This window comes from Nonomuraea marmarensis (assembly GCF_043197025.1).
GTDB classification, from domain to species: Bacteria; Actinomycetota; Actinomycetes; order Streptosporangiales; family Streptosporangiaceae; genus Nonomuraea; species Nonomuraea marmarensis.
The window spans coordinates 66,450-80,599 of the sequence record NZ_JBICRM010000020.1 but is presented as its reverse complement, the minus strand read 5'-3'; the positions used below and the strand labels follow the sequence as shown (position 1 = coordinate 80,599).

The 14,150-nt window shown below is 72.5% G+C and carries 14 protein-coding genes; 3 read left to right on the top strand and 11 right to left on the bottom strand.

Annotated elements, in window-relative coordinates:
• Nucleotides 1-40: 40 nt before the first annotated feature.
• From ACFLIM_RS29445 to ACFLIM_RS29430, 4 genes are all read right to left on the bottom strand, one after another.
• Nucleotides 41-517, bottom strand: coding sequence for an Lrp/AsnC family transcriptional regulator (locus ACFLIM_RS29445; RefSeq protein ID WP_393170934.1), 477 nt, complete (start codon nucleotides 515-517; stop codon nucleotides 41-43).
• Between the two features lie 23 nt (nucleotides 518-540).
• On the bottom strand, nucleotides 541-1,134 hold the full coding sequence (locus tag ACFLIM_RS29440) for a GTP-binding protein (RefSeq protein ID WP_393170932.1): 594 nt from the start codon (nucleotides 1,132-1,134) through the stop codon (nucleotides 541-543).
• A gap of 258 nt (nucleotides 1,135-1,392) precedes the next feature.
• The gene (locus ACFLIM_RS29435; protein ID WP_393170930.1) at nucleotides 1,393-2,259 is read right to left on the bottom strand and encodes a terpene synthase family protein; all 867 of its coding nucleotides are present in this window, start codon (nucleotides 2,257-2,259) and stop codon (nucleotides 1,393-1,395) included.
• A 122-nt stretch (nucleotides 2,260-2,381) separates the two neighbouring features.
• Nucleotides 2,382-2,747 carry a CHAT domain-containing protein gene (locus ACFLIM_RS29430; RefSeq protein ID WP_393171106.1) on the bottom strand — a complete coding sequence of 122 codons (366 nt, stop codon included), beginning with the start codon at nucleotides 2,745-2,747 and terminating at the stop codon, nucleotides 2,382-2,384.
• A gap of 50 nt (nucleotides 2,748-2,797) precedes the next feature.
• On the opposite strand from ACFLIM_RS29430, the gene ACFLIM_RS29425 reads away from it, so the two are divergent.
• Nucleotides 2,798-2,977, top strand: a complete 180-nt coding sequence (locus ACFLIM_RS29425; RefSeq protein WP_393170928.1) for a hypothetical protein — start codon at nucleotides 2,798-2,800, stop codon at nucleotides 2,975-2,977.
• Here the strand turns inward: ACFLIM_RS29425 and ACFLIM_RS29420 are convergent, their stop codons facing one another.
• The 5 genes from ACFLIM_RS29420 to ACFLIM_RS29400 all read right to left on the bottom strand — a co-directional run bounded on the left by ACFLIM_RS29420 (nucleotide 2,978) and on the right by ACFLIM_RS29400 (nucleotide 9,273).
• On the bottom strand, nucleotides 2,978-5,659 hold the full coding sequence (locus ACFLIM_RS29420) for a helix-turn-helix transcriptional regulator (RefSeq protein WP_393170926.1): 2,682 nt from the start codon (nucleotides 5,657-5,659) through the stop codon (nucleotides 2,978-2,980). It abuts the gene before it with no gap.
• A gap of 84 nt (nucleotides 5,660-5,743) precedes the next feature.
• Complete coding sequence (locus ACFLIM_RS29415) at nucleotides 5,744-6,511, bottom strand: protein phosphatase 2C domain-containing protein (RefSeq protein ID WP_393170924.1); 768 nt, start codon at nucleotides 6,509-6,511, stop codon at nucleotides 5,744-5,746.
• A gap of 66 nt (nucleotides 6,512-6,577) precedes the next feature.
• On the bottom strand, nucleotides 6,578-7,213 hold the full coding sequence (locus tag ACFLIM_RS29410; RefSeq protein ID WP_393170922.1) for a hypothetical protein: 636 nt from the start codon (nucleotides 7,211-7,213) through the stop codon (nucleotides 6,578-6,580).
• Complete coding sequence (locus tag ACFLIM_RS29405; protein ID WP_393170920.1) at nucleotides 7,210-8,073, bottom strand: hypothetical protein; 864 nt, start codon at nucleotides 8,071-8,073, stop codon at nucleotides 7,210-7,212. The genes ACFLIM_RS29410 and ACFLIM_RS29405 overlap by 4 nt, the downstream gene beginning before the upstream one ends.
• Nucleotides 8,074-8,178: 105 nt before the next feature.
• The gene (locus ACFLIM_RS29400) at nucleotides 8,179-9,273 is read right to left on the bottom strand and encodes a M24 family metallopeptidase (protein WP_393171104.1); all 1,095 of its coding nucleotides are present in this window, start codon (nucleotides 9,271-9,273) and stop codon (nucleotides 8,179-8,181) included.
• Between the two features lie 170 nt (nucleotides 9,274-9,443).
• On the opposite strand from ACFLIM_RS29400, the gene ACFLIM_RS29395 reads away from it, so the two are divergent.
• Together ACFLIM_RS29395 and ACFLIM_RS29390 are read left to right on the top strand one after the other, a co-directional pair.
• A complete protein-coding gene (locus tag ACFLIM_RS29395) occupies nucleotides 9,444-10,637 on the top strand; it encodes a PP2C family protein-serine/threonine phosphatase (RefSeq protein ID WP_393170918.1) in 1,194 nt (397 codons plus the stop codon).
• A gap of 33 nt (nucleotides 10,638-10,670) precedes the next feature.
• On the top strand, nucleotides 10,671-11,564 hold the full coding sequence (locus ACFLIM_RS29390; RefSeq protein WP_393171103.1) for a 5'-3' exonuclease: 894 nt from the start codon (nucleotides 10,671-10,673) through the stop codon (nucleotides 11,562-11,564).
• On the opposite strand, the gene menD is transcribed toward ACFLIM_RS29390, so the two are convergent.
• Both menD and ACFLIM_RS29380 read right to left on the bottom strand, forming a co-directional pair.
• Nucleotides 11,544-13,223, bottom strand: coding sequence for a 2-succinyl-5-enolpyruvyl-6-hydroxy-3-cyclohexene-1-carboxylic-acid synthase (menD, locus tag ACFLIM_RS29385; protein ID WP_393170916.1), 1,680 nt, complete (start codon nucleotides 13,221-13,223; stop codon nucleotides 11,544-11,546). The genes ACFLIM_RS29390 and menD overlap by 21 nt on opposite strands.
• Nucleotides 13,220-14,113 carry an o-succinylbenzoate synthase gene (locus ACFLIM_RS29380; protein ID WP_393171101.1) on the bottom strand — a complete coding sequence of 298 codons (894 nt, stop codon included), beginning with the start codon at nucleotides 14,111-14,113 and terminating at the stop codon, nucleotides 13,220-13,222. The genes menD and ACFLIM_RS29380 overlap by 4 nt, the downstream gene beginning before the upstream one ends.
• Nucleotides 14,114-14,150 lie beyond the last annotated feature (37 nt).

Here is a 14,150-nt window from a genome sequence, read left to right as displayed (position 1 = left end):
CACTTCGTAAGAGGTTGTCAGCCCCCCGGGTGGCGGCCGGTCAGGCGGGGCGGTCCTGGTCGGAGGCGGGTTCGCTGGCCACGTGGGGGGCCCGGTGCTCGTAAGGGGTGCTCAGCACGACCGTGGTGCGGGTGGAGACGTTGGCGGAGGCGCGGATCTGCTGCAACAGGTCCTCCAGCGCCACCGGCGAGGCCACCCGCACCTTGAGGATGTAGCTCTCGTCGCCCGCCACGCTGTGACACGCCTCGATGGCCGCCAGATGCGCCAGGCGCTCGGGGGCGTCGTCGGGCGCGGCCGGGTCGATCGGCTTGATCGACACGAACGCCGTCAGCGGCAGCCCCACCGCGTCATGGTCGATGATCGCGGCGTATCCGCGCACGACTCCGCGCTTTTCCAGGCGCCGTACGCGCTGGTGCACCGCTGAGACCGAGAGCCCGGTCTCCCGGGCCAGGTCGGTGAAACTCATGCGGCCGTCGTGGGCCAGCAGCGTGACGATCCGGCGGTCGATCTCCTCCATCGGTCAAAGGTAGCCGTTGATGGTCACGACATGGTCCCGACCGGGGTGGCACCCATCCGCATCGCGTGCTCCACCAGCGTGATGAGCACCTCCCTGCCCGAGTCGCGCTTTCGGGCGTCGCAGCGCACGATCGGGATCTCCGGCTCGAGGCCGATCGCCGAGCGCACCTCACCCACGGTGAACGGCCTGGTGCCGTCGAAGCAGTTGAGCGCGACGATGAACGGCTGCTCGCGCTTCTCGAAATAGTCGACGGCGGGGAAGCAGTCCTCCAGGCGGCGGGTGTCGGCCAGCACCACCGCGCCCAGCGCGCCCACGGCCAGCTCGTCCCACACAAACCAGAACCGCTCCTGGCCCGGGGTGCCGAACAGGTAGAGCATGTAGTCGTTGCGAATCGTGATGCGGCCGAAGTCCATGGCCACGGTGGTGGTGAGCTTCCTCTCGACGCCTGACAGGTCGTCGACGTGGGTTCCGATCTGGGTGAGGGCCTCTTCTGTGCGTAGTGGCCGGGTCTCGGAGACGGATCCGACCATGGTGGTCTTGCCCGCGCCGAATCCCCCGGCGATCAAGATCTTGATCGCTGTCGGCAACCGCCAACGGTCAGTGCGACCGAATTCCATCCAGCACCGCCTGTACATCTCCCGCGCATGCACAACCCCACCCTGTGGTGCCGTGGTCAGTGGTACCTGTCAAGGCGCGTTTGAGAAGGTCGATCCACATGCCTGGCATCGAGACACCCTAGCAACGCCACATTTTCCACTCAAGCCGCAATCTTTTACAAGAAACAAAATGTCACGGTTTGTAGTCTGGAGCCACCTTATTCGCCGATCTAACAGCTCCAGTGTCAAGCGGGTTTGTCAGGGAATCCGACAGGCCCATTAAGTTATCGGTCCGTAGGCCGAAATGCCGTTGAAACCGGCGTTGAAACCGATCTGTCTTCGCAGGTAGGCGGCCGTACGGGGGCTGCGTTCGCGTACCGGCTCTATCAGGCCGGACGCCTCGCGCGCCAGCTCGGCCATCGCGTCCGTCACCTCGGCGCGCGTGACGCCGAGCGCCAGCACGTTCAGGTCGCCCCAGCTCATGTCCCTGCGGTACGAGGCGACGTCGCCCAGCAGATGCAGGTAACGCTGCACCTGCCTGCTGACGGCCCGCAGGTCCTCCAGGTGGGACTTGGACCAGTCGTCGGCTGTGTAGATCCAGTGCGAGACGTCCACGAAGCACGAGCCGCGGCTGTCGGCGTTGTCGAGGTAGCGGGACAACGTCGGCAGGGCGTGCCTGTCACGCCACACCCACGCCCTGGCCATGCCGCCCAGCATCCTGGCGAGCTGGTCACGCCAGAGCCACTGCAGGTCGTCGAACTCCTCCACGGTGCCAAGCTCGTCGCGCAGGTCGGCCAGGAAACGGGTGACCGCCGACCGCGGCACGGCGCCGTCGGCCACGGACAGGCATTCGCGGGTCAGGCGGTTCACCTGTTCGCGGGTGGTCGCGGTGTGGTCGACCAGTCGCTCCACGGCCATGACCCACAGGGCGGCCCGGTTGAGGATCTTCAGCCGGTCGGCGGTGGCCCAGGGGGCGCTGAAGGCCATCGCCAGGGTCAGGGCGCTGTAGAACTCGTCGTCGAAGGCCGCCTCGGGGAACAACCCGCCGTACATCTGCGCACAACGCCGCAGGTCCCTGCCGCATTCGGCGGCCAGCGCACACGTCCTGCCGAGCTCGAACGCCTCGTCCAGCTCGTCGTCCGACATCCTAGGGCCGCTCGATCGGCTCGCGGATCATGGGCGACGACCCCCAATACCCGGATATACATCTGTTGGGGAATTGTTTCATGATCGTGCACTTCCGATCAAGGTATCAGCAGCGTGGCCGATCAGCCCGCTCCGATGGCTATGAACGACACGTCGTCGCCTCTGGCCTGGCACAGCGCCTCGGGGAGGGTCAGGCCGTCGTGCAGGCCGGCCATGACGGGTACGGCGGTCTCGTCGTTCACGGGGACGACGCTCGCGACGATGCCGGCGGTGCCCTGGTGGAGCAGGGCGGTGGCCAGGCCGAGCAGCTCGTCGGCGCCGACGGGGGCCATCTGGCCGGAGTCGCAGCTCGACAGGACGAGGCGGTGGGGGGCGCGGCGCAGGCGTTCGAGGTCGTAGCCGGTCAGGGGGCCGTCGTCGAGGTGGAGCGAGGAGAACAGCGGGCTGTCGGCCCTGAACGTGCCGTGCGCGGCGACGGGGCCGAGCAGGGCTTGTTCGAGCCTGGTGCCGAGGTCTCTCAGCTCGCGCCGGTCGGCTGGTGGGGCGGCTGTCCGGCGGGGCGGCCGAGATCGAGGTGCAACGGCCCGACGGCGGCACCCGGCTGCGCTCGGACGATCTGGGCCGCTTCGCCACCGGCGCGCTGGCCCCCGGGCCGCTGCGACTGCGGGTCAGCCCCGAGCGCGGCGGCCCGGTGGTGACCTCCTGGATCCGGATCTGACTACGTGGGCCGGCCGTAGGGAGCGAGCTTGGCGGCCAGCGCCACCCGGGAGCCGATCCCGAGCTTGGTGTAGATCTTGCCGATGTGGTATTCGACCGTCTTGACGCTGATCAGCAGCTCCCTGGCGATCTGCCGGTTGGTCAGCCCGCCGGCCACCAGCGTGGCGGTGCTGAGCTCCTGGGGCGTCAGCCCGAGCCGTACCGTGGCCGGGGGTTCCAGCCCGCAGGCCGCCAGCTCGTGCGCGCAGCGGTCCACGAGCGGGCGCGCCCCCAGCCGATCGAAGATGGCGCGGGCGGCGGCCAGCCGTTCGGCGGCCGCTCTGCGCCGGCCCGTGCGGCGCAGCAGCCTGCCGAGGTCCAGCAGCACGCGCGCCTCCTCCAGCGGGCACACGCCGCCCTCCACCAGCGCGAGCGCGCGGGCGAAGCTCTCCTCCGCCTGGTTTGGAACGTTCCTCGCGCCCAGGACGAGACCCCCGAGCCTGATCCGCTCGGCCTGCCCGCGCGGCCCCGGCCGCCGCACGGCGCCGCGCTCGTCGAACGCGGCCAGCGTGCGCTCGGCCTCCTCCAGCCGCCCGTCGGCGACCAGCGCCTCGACCCGGCCGGGACGCGGGTCCGGGACGAACGCGTCACCGGCCCCCGGCGGCTCGCCCTCGGTCCCGAGCAGCGCCATCGCCAGGTCCGCCTGCCGCTCCCCCATCGTGTGGCGCAGGCGGCGGGCTGCGGTCCTGGCGGCGGTGGCGTGGGCGAGCGCCCGCTCGTGCTCGCCACCGGCCGCCAGCGGCGCCACGCACACCACCTCCAGGTATGGCAGCAACCACCGCTGACCGAGCGCCGCCGCCTCCGCCAGCGCGTGCCCGGCCCCGGCGGCGGCCTCGTCCCAGCGGGCGCTCCCGTGCTCGGCGACGGCCAGCAGCGCGGCGGCCAGCAGCCGGTGGTGCGGCAGTCCCGCCTTCCCGGCCGCGGTCACGACCCGCCTGAGCACCGCGCACGCCTGTTCGGCCGCGTCCCGTTCCAGGAACGCGACGGCCGCCGCGAGGCTGTCGGGTGGCGTGCTGGCGCTGGGTGCCCCTCCCCGCGCCAGCACGTCGTACGGCCTGGCGACCATGCCCTGGATGGGCTGTTCGATCGCCAGGCGGGCCCAGCTCACCGCCGCCGCCCGGTCCCCCGTGACCAACTGCAGCCAGGCCAGCTGCTCGGCCACATCGGCGGCGAATCCGGGTTCCCTGTGCCGCCACGCCTCGGCCAGCAGCTCGGACGCCTCATCGAAGCGTCCGGCGGCCAGCGCGAGCCGTCCCAGCACGTACCGGCGAACCGGCCGCGGGTCGGCGTTCCGCGGGCCGGCCAGCTCGGCCGCACGGATCACATCGCCCCCGAGGAGGATGTGTTCCAGCACGGCCGTACGCAGCTCGTCGCGGCGCGCCGCCGACTCCGTGAGCCCGGCGGCCAGGTCCAGGTGGGCGGCGGACTCCTGCCACTGCCCGTGTTGTGCCGCCTTGGCGGCGAAACTGGCCAGTTCCTCGGCCAGCGCCTCGTCGGGCCCGCCGGCCGCGGCCGCCCGGTGCCGCAGGGCCGTACCGGTGTCGTCGACCAGCCGGGAGACGGCCAGGTGCAGGCGCGCCCTGGTGCCCGCGCCGAGCCCGTCATAGGCGGCGGCCCGCGCCAGCGGCTCGGGGAAGTCGATCAGGCGGCCGGGCAGCTCGCTGAGCAGCCCGGCGGCGACGGCCTCTTCGAGGGCGTTCAGCGGCTCGCCGACCCCGCCCGGTTCGGTGGCGACGGCCGCGGCCAGGTGCAGCGGGGACCGCCCGCCCAGGACGGCGCAGGCCGCGACGAGCTGCCGGGCGGCGGGCGTGCAGGTGTGCAGGCGGCGGGCGAAGGGACGCAGGTACGTGTCCGGGGCCGGCAGGCGGGCGCCGGGGTCCGCGAGCACCGGCACGGGCACGGTCGCCAGGAGGGCGCGGGCGTGCAGCGGGTTCCCCCTGGTGTGCTCGCACAACCGCACGGCCGCCGGCTCGGTGAGGCTCACCTGCCCGGCCGCCGAGCTCATCTGCCCGGGGGCGCTCGCTCCCCGCGCCGGGCCGGTTGCCGGGTCGGCGAGGCCCGAGGCCGGGCCGGCGGCGAGTTCGGCCAGGTCGCCCGCGCTGAGTCCACCGAGCGTGATGCGGAGTGTGTCGTCGCCGGTCAGCAGCCGCCGCAGCCCCTCGGGCAGCCAGGCGTCGGCGAGCTCGCGGCAGGCCACCACAACGAGCACCCGCCCGGCCCGCATCCGCCGCAGCACGTATCCGAGGGCGCGCAGCGACGGCTGGTCCGCCCACTGCGCGTCGTCGACCACCACGGCCAGCGGCCCCCGCGCCTGCAACCGGTCGATGACCTCGCACACCGCCTGCCCCACCGCACACGGATCCTGCCCGGCCGCACCCACGTCCTGCCCGGGCGCCCCACGGTCCTGCCGGGCCGCCTCGTCCGCGAGCTGCCGGATGACGCCCAGCCTGAGCTGGCGTTCGATCTCCTCACCGCTGGCGGCCAGCACCCGCACGCCCGCCTCTCCATCGAGCGTGTGGTGGATGAGCGCGGTCTTGCCGATCCCCTCCGGCCCTTCGACCACCACGGTCCGGGAGGAGCCCCCGATCGCCGCGCGCAGTTCCCCGCGCAACAGGGCGAGCTCCGCAGTCCTGCCGACGAACATGAGCACTCCCTCCGCCGCCCTCGCAATCCCAGAGCACCGGCGGCGGGGTCTGATACACCGCACCGCAAAGGGGTCAAATCGACTTCAGGCGGTCCCTTCCACGCGCAACCAGGCAGCGGTGGCGTCGTCATGCCGCTTCCCGCGCACCGGGCCTCGCGACACTTCGAGCTCCCGAACGGCCTCGATCAAGGCGCCAGGGCCGCCCGTTTCCAGCGCCGCCAGCACGTCGCCCCAGCTCCACCCGTACCATTCGACGAGCCGCGCGACCCCGTCCGTGACCACCCCGGCCCCCCGCACCTCCCCCACGTCCACCGCCCCGCACACGGCGTGCCGGGCAGCCTCGGGGCGGGCACCCGCCACCCAGAACCCACCGGGCGCGTTACGCATCCGCCGCACCAGCTCCACCGTGTACGGCCGCCCGCCCGGCAGCCCCTCCACCCGCTCGTCACTCACCACCCGCACCCCGCCCCCCACCATGGAGAGGGCCACCGGCGAATCCCCCAGCACGAGATACTCCACACCGTTCCGGCCACCCCGCACCATCGCCACCGTCGAGGACGGCGAGTCGGGATTACCAAGATCGCAAGTGCCGGAGTGCGCGGCCATCGTCTCCTCGATGGCCGCCTCCAGAATCCGGGCCAGCGTGCCGTCGCACTCAGCTGCCAGCGCCGACGCCAGCGCACCCCCGAGCCGCCCCACCAGCCACGCGACGTCGTGCACGCACCCGCTGTCCACCCCGGCCGCCGCCGTGGCCCCGTCCAGCACGACGATCCACGACGGCCCGGCGACCACCAGGTCCTCGTTGGGCCGCGCGGACCCGGCCCTGCTGGCGTACGTGACCTCCGCGAACATGCCAGCGACTGTGCCACACCCGCGCCCCCTATCGTGGGACCGTGAGCCCGTCCCACCCCGACCGGGTCAGTGAGTGGGCCCGACTGGGCGCTTCTCGTCGAGGGCCGGTTCGCGCACCGATCGGGTCCTGATCTCGCCGAGCGTGGCGTGGCTGGCCCGGATGACGGAGATCAGCACGTACGCGACCAGCAGCAGCCCCAGGCAGAGGGCGTCGGCGGCCCACCAGGGGATCTCGGCGAGCAGCAGATAGCCGTCCCCGTCGCTCAGCGACCTGATCACCACCGTGATCACGGCTACCACCACGGTGACCATCAGCCAGCTACGCAGGCGCGGCAGACTTCCCTTGTTCCACAGCCGGATCCGCCAGCCCATGAACACGGCGAGCACGCCGAGCAGGGCACAGAACCCGATCAGCCACCAGGGCAGCGCGAAGGCGGTCTGGTCGGCGATCTGCTCCCGCGTGGCGCGCAGCTCGGCCTCGGCCCGCTGCTTGGCCAGCACGGCGGCGTCGAGCTCCCTCTTGAGCTGGACCACGCTCTTCTCGTGGCGCGGCGGCGGCGAGGCGGCCTCCGTCGGCAGCATTCGCGCCACCACGGTCAGCATGATCGCGACGAACGACAGCGCCAGCACGATGGCCATGAACAGGTCGATGAAGCGCAGGTCGAGCGGCGGCGCGAACGCTCTGGCGGGCCGCCTCCTCACGGCTCCCTCACCAGCGTGTACTTCTGCGGCCGGCTCTCGGCCGCGCTCAGCCGCTCCACCGCGGTACGCAGCGCGTCCAGCCCCTTGACCAGCTCCTCGGTCCTGCCTCTGGACTGGGCCAGCTCCTGGGTGAGCCCGTGCATGGCGGGAGCCGCCTGCTTGGCGGGCAGGCGCGCGATGTAGATCAGGAACACCTCGTCGGCGGCCGCCACCCCGGCCCGCTCCGCCCGCTCGACCACAGCCATCGCACCGAACGCCAGCACGCTCAGGAACAGCGCGATCAGGGTGACGCCGAACGCGGACGCCAGCTCGGGCAGCACGTGCTGCTTGAGCGCGGTGATCAGCACCCCGGGGTCACCCTGGCGGTCCAGGGCGGCCGAGAACGAGGTGACCATCCCGGCCATCGTCAGCGCGGTGCCGATGAACCCGAAGACCGGCAGCGCCCAGATGAGCGCGTGGTCGAGGTGGTGCTTGTTGGCCATCTCGCTCTCGTCCAGCGCGGACCGGGCGCTCAGCACCGCCTCGCAGTCGTTCCCGGCCTCGGCCGCCTCTCTGAACAGCTTCAGCCGCCGCGCCACCAGCGTGTCCTCGGTCGGCTTGACCGCCTGGACGTTCGCCACGGCCCGCGCCGTCGCGGCGCTCTCCCGCCGGATGTCCGGCACGGCCCTGACGATCCTGAGCACGGTGGTCAGGAACACCCCGATGATGAGCGTGACCACGAGCTCCGCCGCCGCCGGGGCCGTGGTCGCGCCCACGGACTCCAGCAGCGTTCCCACCACTCCGGCCACCAGCAGCAGCGCCGAGACCACCAAGCCCACCACGGGCGCGAACGCCGAATGACGCCAGCCGTACCTTGACACCCTTCAACCCCATCCGACACACGACAAAGTCAAAGGACTACCTAAGCACACGCAAAGCAGTCATGGTGTCACGAGTGGCTACGAAGTTGGGCCGACGTGCACGCGCTAGACGATCACCAGATCCCGTGGCGAATTGTTCAGCCGTTCCCCGCCGCTCTCCGTGCACACCAGGATGTCCTCGATCCTGGCCCCGTGCCGCCCCGGCAGGTAGATGCCCGGCTCCACCGAGAACGCGAACCCCGGCTCCATCGGCTCGCCGTTCCCGGCGACGATGTACGGCTCCTCGTGCGTCTCGATCCCGATCCCGTGCCCGGTCCTGTGCACGAAGTAGTCCGCGTACCCGGCCTCGGCGATGATGTCCCGGGCGGCCGCGTCGATGGACTCGCACGACACGCCGGGCCGCACCGCCGCGCAGGCCGCGTCCTGGGCACGGTGCAGCACCTCGTAGTACGCGGCGAACTCGGCGGGCGGCTCCCCCACGCTGTACGTGCGCGTGGAGTCGGAGCAGTAGCCGTTGTGCAGTTGCCCCCCGATGTCCACCACGACCGGCTCCCCGGCCTGGATCACCCGGTCGGACACGTCGTGGTGCGGGCTGGCGCCGTTGGGCCCCGAGGCGACGATGACGAAGTCGACCGTCTCGTGCCCGGCCGCCAGGATCGCCTCCGCGATGTCCTTGCCCACCTCGCGCTCCGTGCGCCCGGCCCGCAGGAACTCCGGCACCCGCCGGTGCACGGAGTCGATCGCCTCCCCCGCCTGCCGCAGCGCCGCCACCTCGCTGGGCGACTTGCGCATCCGCAGTTCCCGCAGCACGCTGCCGGCCAGCACCTGCTCGGCCCCGGGCAGCACCTCGCGGAAGCGCAGCGACGACATGGCCCACATCCGGTCGGCCAAGCCCACCTTGCCCACGTTTCCGAGCCGCGCCGCCGCGATCGCGTACGGGTCGTCGGTCTCCTCCCACGCCACGAACTCCAGCCCGAGCCGCGAGGCGGGCGACGCCTGCGCGGTGGGCAGCTCCAGGCGGGGCACCATCATGTACGGCTCGCCGGCGGCGGGCACCACGAGACACGTCAGCCGCTCCAGCTGCCTGGCCTCATAACCACTCACATAACGCAGATCGGGCCCCGGCGTGAGCAGCAGGGCGTCGAGACCGGCCTTGGCGGTGGCCTCCTGAACGGCGGTGAGACGGGACACGGGATACAAGTCTGAGGACGTCACAGCCCACAATCTACTCCGGACCCGATGTGGTGCGGGGCCTTCTAAAATCCGCGAAAAGCTCTCACAACACGGCAAGCCATCGCTACACTCCGTTCAAGACCGATCACGTATTGTGGGGTCAATTGTCCAGTTCCACCGCGCTCGAGAGTGAGACCATGGTCGACGTCATAGGCGCGCCCGAACTGCTCGGGCACGAGAGCGACGCCGAGCTGCTCGCCATACGACTGGCGCACGCCCAGCGGCTCGGCAACATGGGCTGGGCGGAATGGCACCTGCACACCGGCGAGACGATCTGGTCCGACCAGGTGTACGTGATCTTCGGCCGCGACCCGGACCAGGGCCCCATCCCCCTGCCCGAGCTGGGCGCGCACATCGAGGCCGCGGACGTGGGCGCTCTCGACCGGCTCCTGTGGTCCGCCGTGCGGGGCGTCGAGCCGGTCCAGGCCGAGTTCCGCATCCGCCGCGGCGGCGAGCTGCGCGACCTGCGGGTGGTGCTGGAACCCCTGATGGCCCCCGGCGGCCCCGCGGGCATGCACGGCGTCATCCAGGACATCACCGGCCGCCGCCGTGCCGAACGCATGATGTCGGAGTCGCGCCGCCAACTCCTCGAGGCCCGCGAGCAGGCCGCCGAGGAACGCCACGTGATGCTGGCCCTGCGCGAGGCCATCCTGCCCGAGCCCGCCGGCTGCCTCGACCTGCCGCACACCAGGATCGCCGTGCGCTACGTGCCCGCCGAGAAGACCGCGAACCTGGGCGGCGACTGGTTCGAGGCCGCCCCCACCCCCGACGGCCGCCTGCTGCTGGCCATCGGCGACGTCTCCGGCCACGGCCTGCCCGCGATCGCGCGCATGGCCCAGCTGCGCCACGCCCTCGTCGGCCTCACCATGACCGGCACCCCCGCCAACCGGTTGCTGGCCTGGCTGAACGAGCTGGTCATGCACCAGCTCAAGGACACCACCGCCACCGCGATCATCGGCCACCTGGACCCGGAGACCCGCGTGTTCGCCTGGGGCCACGCGGGCAACGTGGCGCCCATCCTGGTGCGCGACGGCGTCGCCAGCCAGCTCCCCCAGCCCAGGGGCGTGCTGCTCGGCGCGACCTCAGGCAGCCCGTACGAGCTGGCGACCACCCGGCTGCAACCCGGCGACCTGCTGCTGATGTTCACCGACGGGCTGGTGGAGCGGCGCACCCGCGACATCGACGTCGGCCTCGACCTGGCCCTGGCCGCGGCCCGCGACGTGCCCGGACGCGACCTGGACGCCGGGCTCGACCGCCTCCTGACCGACATCGGCGGCCCCAACCCGGAGGACGACGCCTGCTTGCTGGCGGTGGGCATACCGGGGCGGTAACCCGCCAGGAAGTGACACCATGGACACGTGCTGATGCTTCTGGACACCCCGTCGCTCTACTTCCGCGCCTTCTACGGCGTCCCCGAGTCGATCAAGGCACCCGACGGCTCCCCCGTCAACGCGGTACGCGGCCTCATCGACATGATCGCCACGCTCGTGCGCCAGCACTCCCCCACCGCCCTCGCGGCCACCATGGACGCCGACTGGCGGCCCGCGTTCCGCGTCAAGGCGATCCCGACGTACAAGGCGCACCGCGTCGCCCACGGCAACACCGAGGTGGTGCCGGAGGCGCTGGTCCCGCAGATCGCGGTCATCCAGGAGGTGCTCGACGCCCTGGGCATCGCCCGGCTGGAGTCGCCCGGCTACGAGGCCGACGACGTGATCGGCACGCTCACCCACCAGGCCACCGGCGCGGTGGACATCGTGACCGGCGACCGCGACCTGTTCCAGCTCGTCGACGACGCCCGCCCGGTCCGCGTCCTCTACACCATCCGCGGCATCCGCAACCTGCAGATCGTGGACGAGGCGTTCGTCACCGCCAAATACGGCATCCCCGGCCGCGCCTACGCCGACTTCGCCACCCTGCGCGGCGACCCCAGCGACGGCCTGCCCGGCGTCGCGGGCGTCGGCGAGAAGACCGCGGCCGCCCTGATCACCCGCTTCGGCACCCTGGACGCCCTGCTCGAAGCCCTCGACGCGGGCGCCACCGACGGCTTCCCCGCGGGCGCCCGCAGCCGGCTGGCCGCCGCTCGCGACTACCTGCGCGCCGCGCCCGCCGTCGTCGAGGTGGCCCCCGACGCCCCGCTGCCCGCCGCCGACCTGACCCTGCCGGCCAAGCCGCGCGACCCGGAGGCCCTGGTGCGCCTGGCCGACCGCCACGGCCTGGACGGCCCGCTCAACCGCCTCCTAGACACCCTCGGCGGCTAGCCCCGCCAGGAAGGCGCGGACGGCCTCCTGCGCGGCGTCCCGCAGCCGGCCGTGCACGGCGACGTTCTCCTCGCGGTCGGTACGCACCTCCACCACCCGCGGCCCCTCGCCCCGCAACGCCTTGGGCAACTCGGAGAGGTCCGACACCAGCGTGTACGGGGTCCCCGTCGCGGCCGCCACATACCCCAGATCCACCCCGTGCGGCGTGCCGAAGACCCGCTCGAACGGGTCGCGCACCGCCGCCTGGGGCAGCAGCGAGAAGATGCCGCCGCCGTCGTTGTTGACCACCACGAAACAAAGGTCGGGCCGGGGCTCACGCGGCCCGAGGATCAGGCCGTTCTGGTCGTGCAGGAACGACAGGTCGCCGATCAGCGCATAAGAGGGGCCGTTGTGCGCCAGCGCCGCCCCCATCGCGCTGGAGACCACCCCGTCGATGCCCGAGGCGCCCCTGTTGGCCATCAGCCTGAGCCCGCGCCGCGGCCGCATCGACTGGTCCAGGTCCCGGATCGGCATCGAGGACCCGCAGAACAGCAGCGCCCCGTTGGGCAGCGCGTCCACCAGGTCCCTGGCCAGCCGCGGCTCGCTCGTGCCGGACACGTCGAGCACCTCGTCCGTGGCCGACCTGACCGCCTGGTCCGCCTGCCGCCAGGCGTGCAGCCACGTGTCGTCGCCCGAGGCGACCGGGATCTCCACCGCCTGCGCCACCTGCGTGGCCGACCTGGTCGGGTCGGGCCAGCGGTCCAGGCCGGGCGCCACCACGATGTGCTCCCCCGCCCGCCTCAGCCACGACAGCAGCGGCCGGGACAACCCCGGCCGGCCGAGCGTGACGACCACGTCGGGCCGGTGCGCGTCGGCGAACTCGGGCGTGCCCAGCAGGTAGTGGTAGGTCGAGATGGCGTGGTCGCCGTAGCGGGCGCCGCCGTTCGGCTCCGACAACACCGGCCAGCCCGCCATGCCCGCGGCGGCCACGTAGCGGCGCACGTTGGCCGCGCCGTCGCCGACCACGAGCACGCCGCGCCTGGTCGGCGGGATGTGCAGGGCGACCGGCGGGGGCGCGACCCTGGCCCGCACCCAGGGGCCGTTGGCGCCGCCGTCGAGCGGCTCGCACCAGGTGGTGTCGCCGTCGGGGATCAGCGGCTCCCTGAAGGCCAGGTTCAGGTGCACCGGGCCAGGATCGGCCGGGCCCGACGCGCGCTGGTAGGCGCGGCAGGCCAGCGAACGCCAGTAGGCCACCTGCCCAGGACGGTCCTCCGGCACGCCGACCTCGGCGAACCAGCGGGTCGCGGAGCCGTACAGGTTGATCTGGTCGATCGTCTGGTTGGCGCCGGTGCCGCGCAGCTCGGGCGGGCGGTCGGCGGTGAGCAGCAGCAGCGGCACCCCGGACTCACCGGCCTCGATCACGGCCGGGTGGAAGTTCGCGGTGGCCGTGCCGGACGAGCAGATCAGCGCGACCGGGCGCTCGGAGCGTTTGGCCAGCCCCAGCGCCAGGAACGACGCCGAACGCTCGTCGATGCGCACGTGCAGGCGCACCCGCGACTCGGCGTGCAGGGCCAGCGCCAGCGGGGCGGACCGCGAGCCGGGGGCCAGCACCACGTCGGTCAGGCCGCAGCGCACCAGTTCGTCGACCAGGACCGTGGCCAGCGCTGTGGCGGGGTTCAAAGTGACGCCTCCTGCATCCGGTGCAGCCACTGGGGAGATTCAATCTCAAAAGCCGACAAATGCTGAAAATTCACCATAGGGCGTCGTACCGCCAGCCGCCCGTCCACCGGCGTCAGCGAGTCGGCCACGACGTCACCCGACAGCAGCGACATCGTGCCGAGCCCGCACGCGTACGGTAACGACGGCAGCGCCGCCGCCAGCGCCAGCCCCGCGGCCAGCCCCACCGACGTCTCCACGGCGCTGGACACCACCGCGGGCAGCCCGCACGCCTCCACCACCTTGAGCGCCGCGCGCACCCCGCCCAGCGGCTGCACCTTGACCACCGCGATGTCGGCCGCCTCCGCCGCCCGCACCCGCAGTGGGTCCTCGGCCCGGCGGATCGACTCGTCGGCCGCGATCGGCACGTCGCACGCCCGCCGCACCGCCGCCAGCTCCTCCAGCGTGGCGCACGGCTGCTCGGCGTATTCCAGGTCGAACCGGTCGAGCCGCTTCAGCCGCCGCACCGCCTCGCCGACGTCCCACGCGCCGTTGACGTCGACCCGCAACCGCCCGGACGGGCCGAGCGCGTCGCGTACGGCCTCCACCCGGGCCACGTCGTCGTCGAACGTCTGCCCCCGCTCGGCCACCTTGACCTTCGCCGTGCCGCACCCGGACTCTCGCACGAGGTCGTAGGCCCGCGCGGCGTCCACCGCGGGCACGGTCACGTTGACCGGAACGCTGTCACGCACCGGCTCCGGCCACCCCTCGAACGCCGCCTCGCGGGCGCACGCCAGCCACCGGGCACACTCGCGCGGACCGTATTCGGGAAACGGGGAGAACTCCCCCCACCCGGCAGGGCCGTGCAGCAGCACCCCTTCCCTGACGGTCTGCCCGCGGAATCGCGTGCGCATGGGGATGCGGAAGACAACAGGAGCCACGGGAGAACGC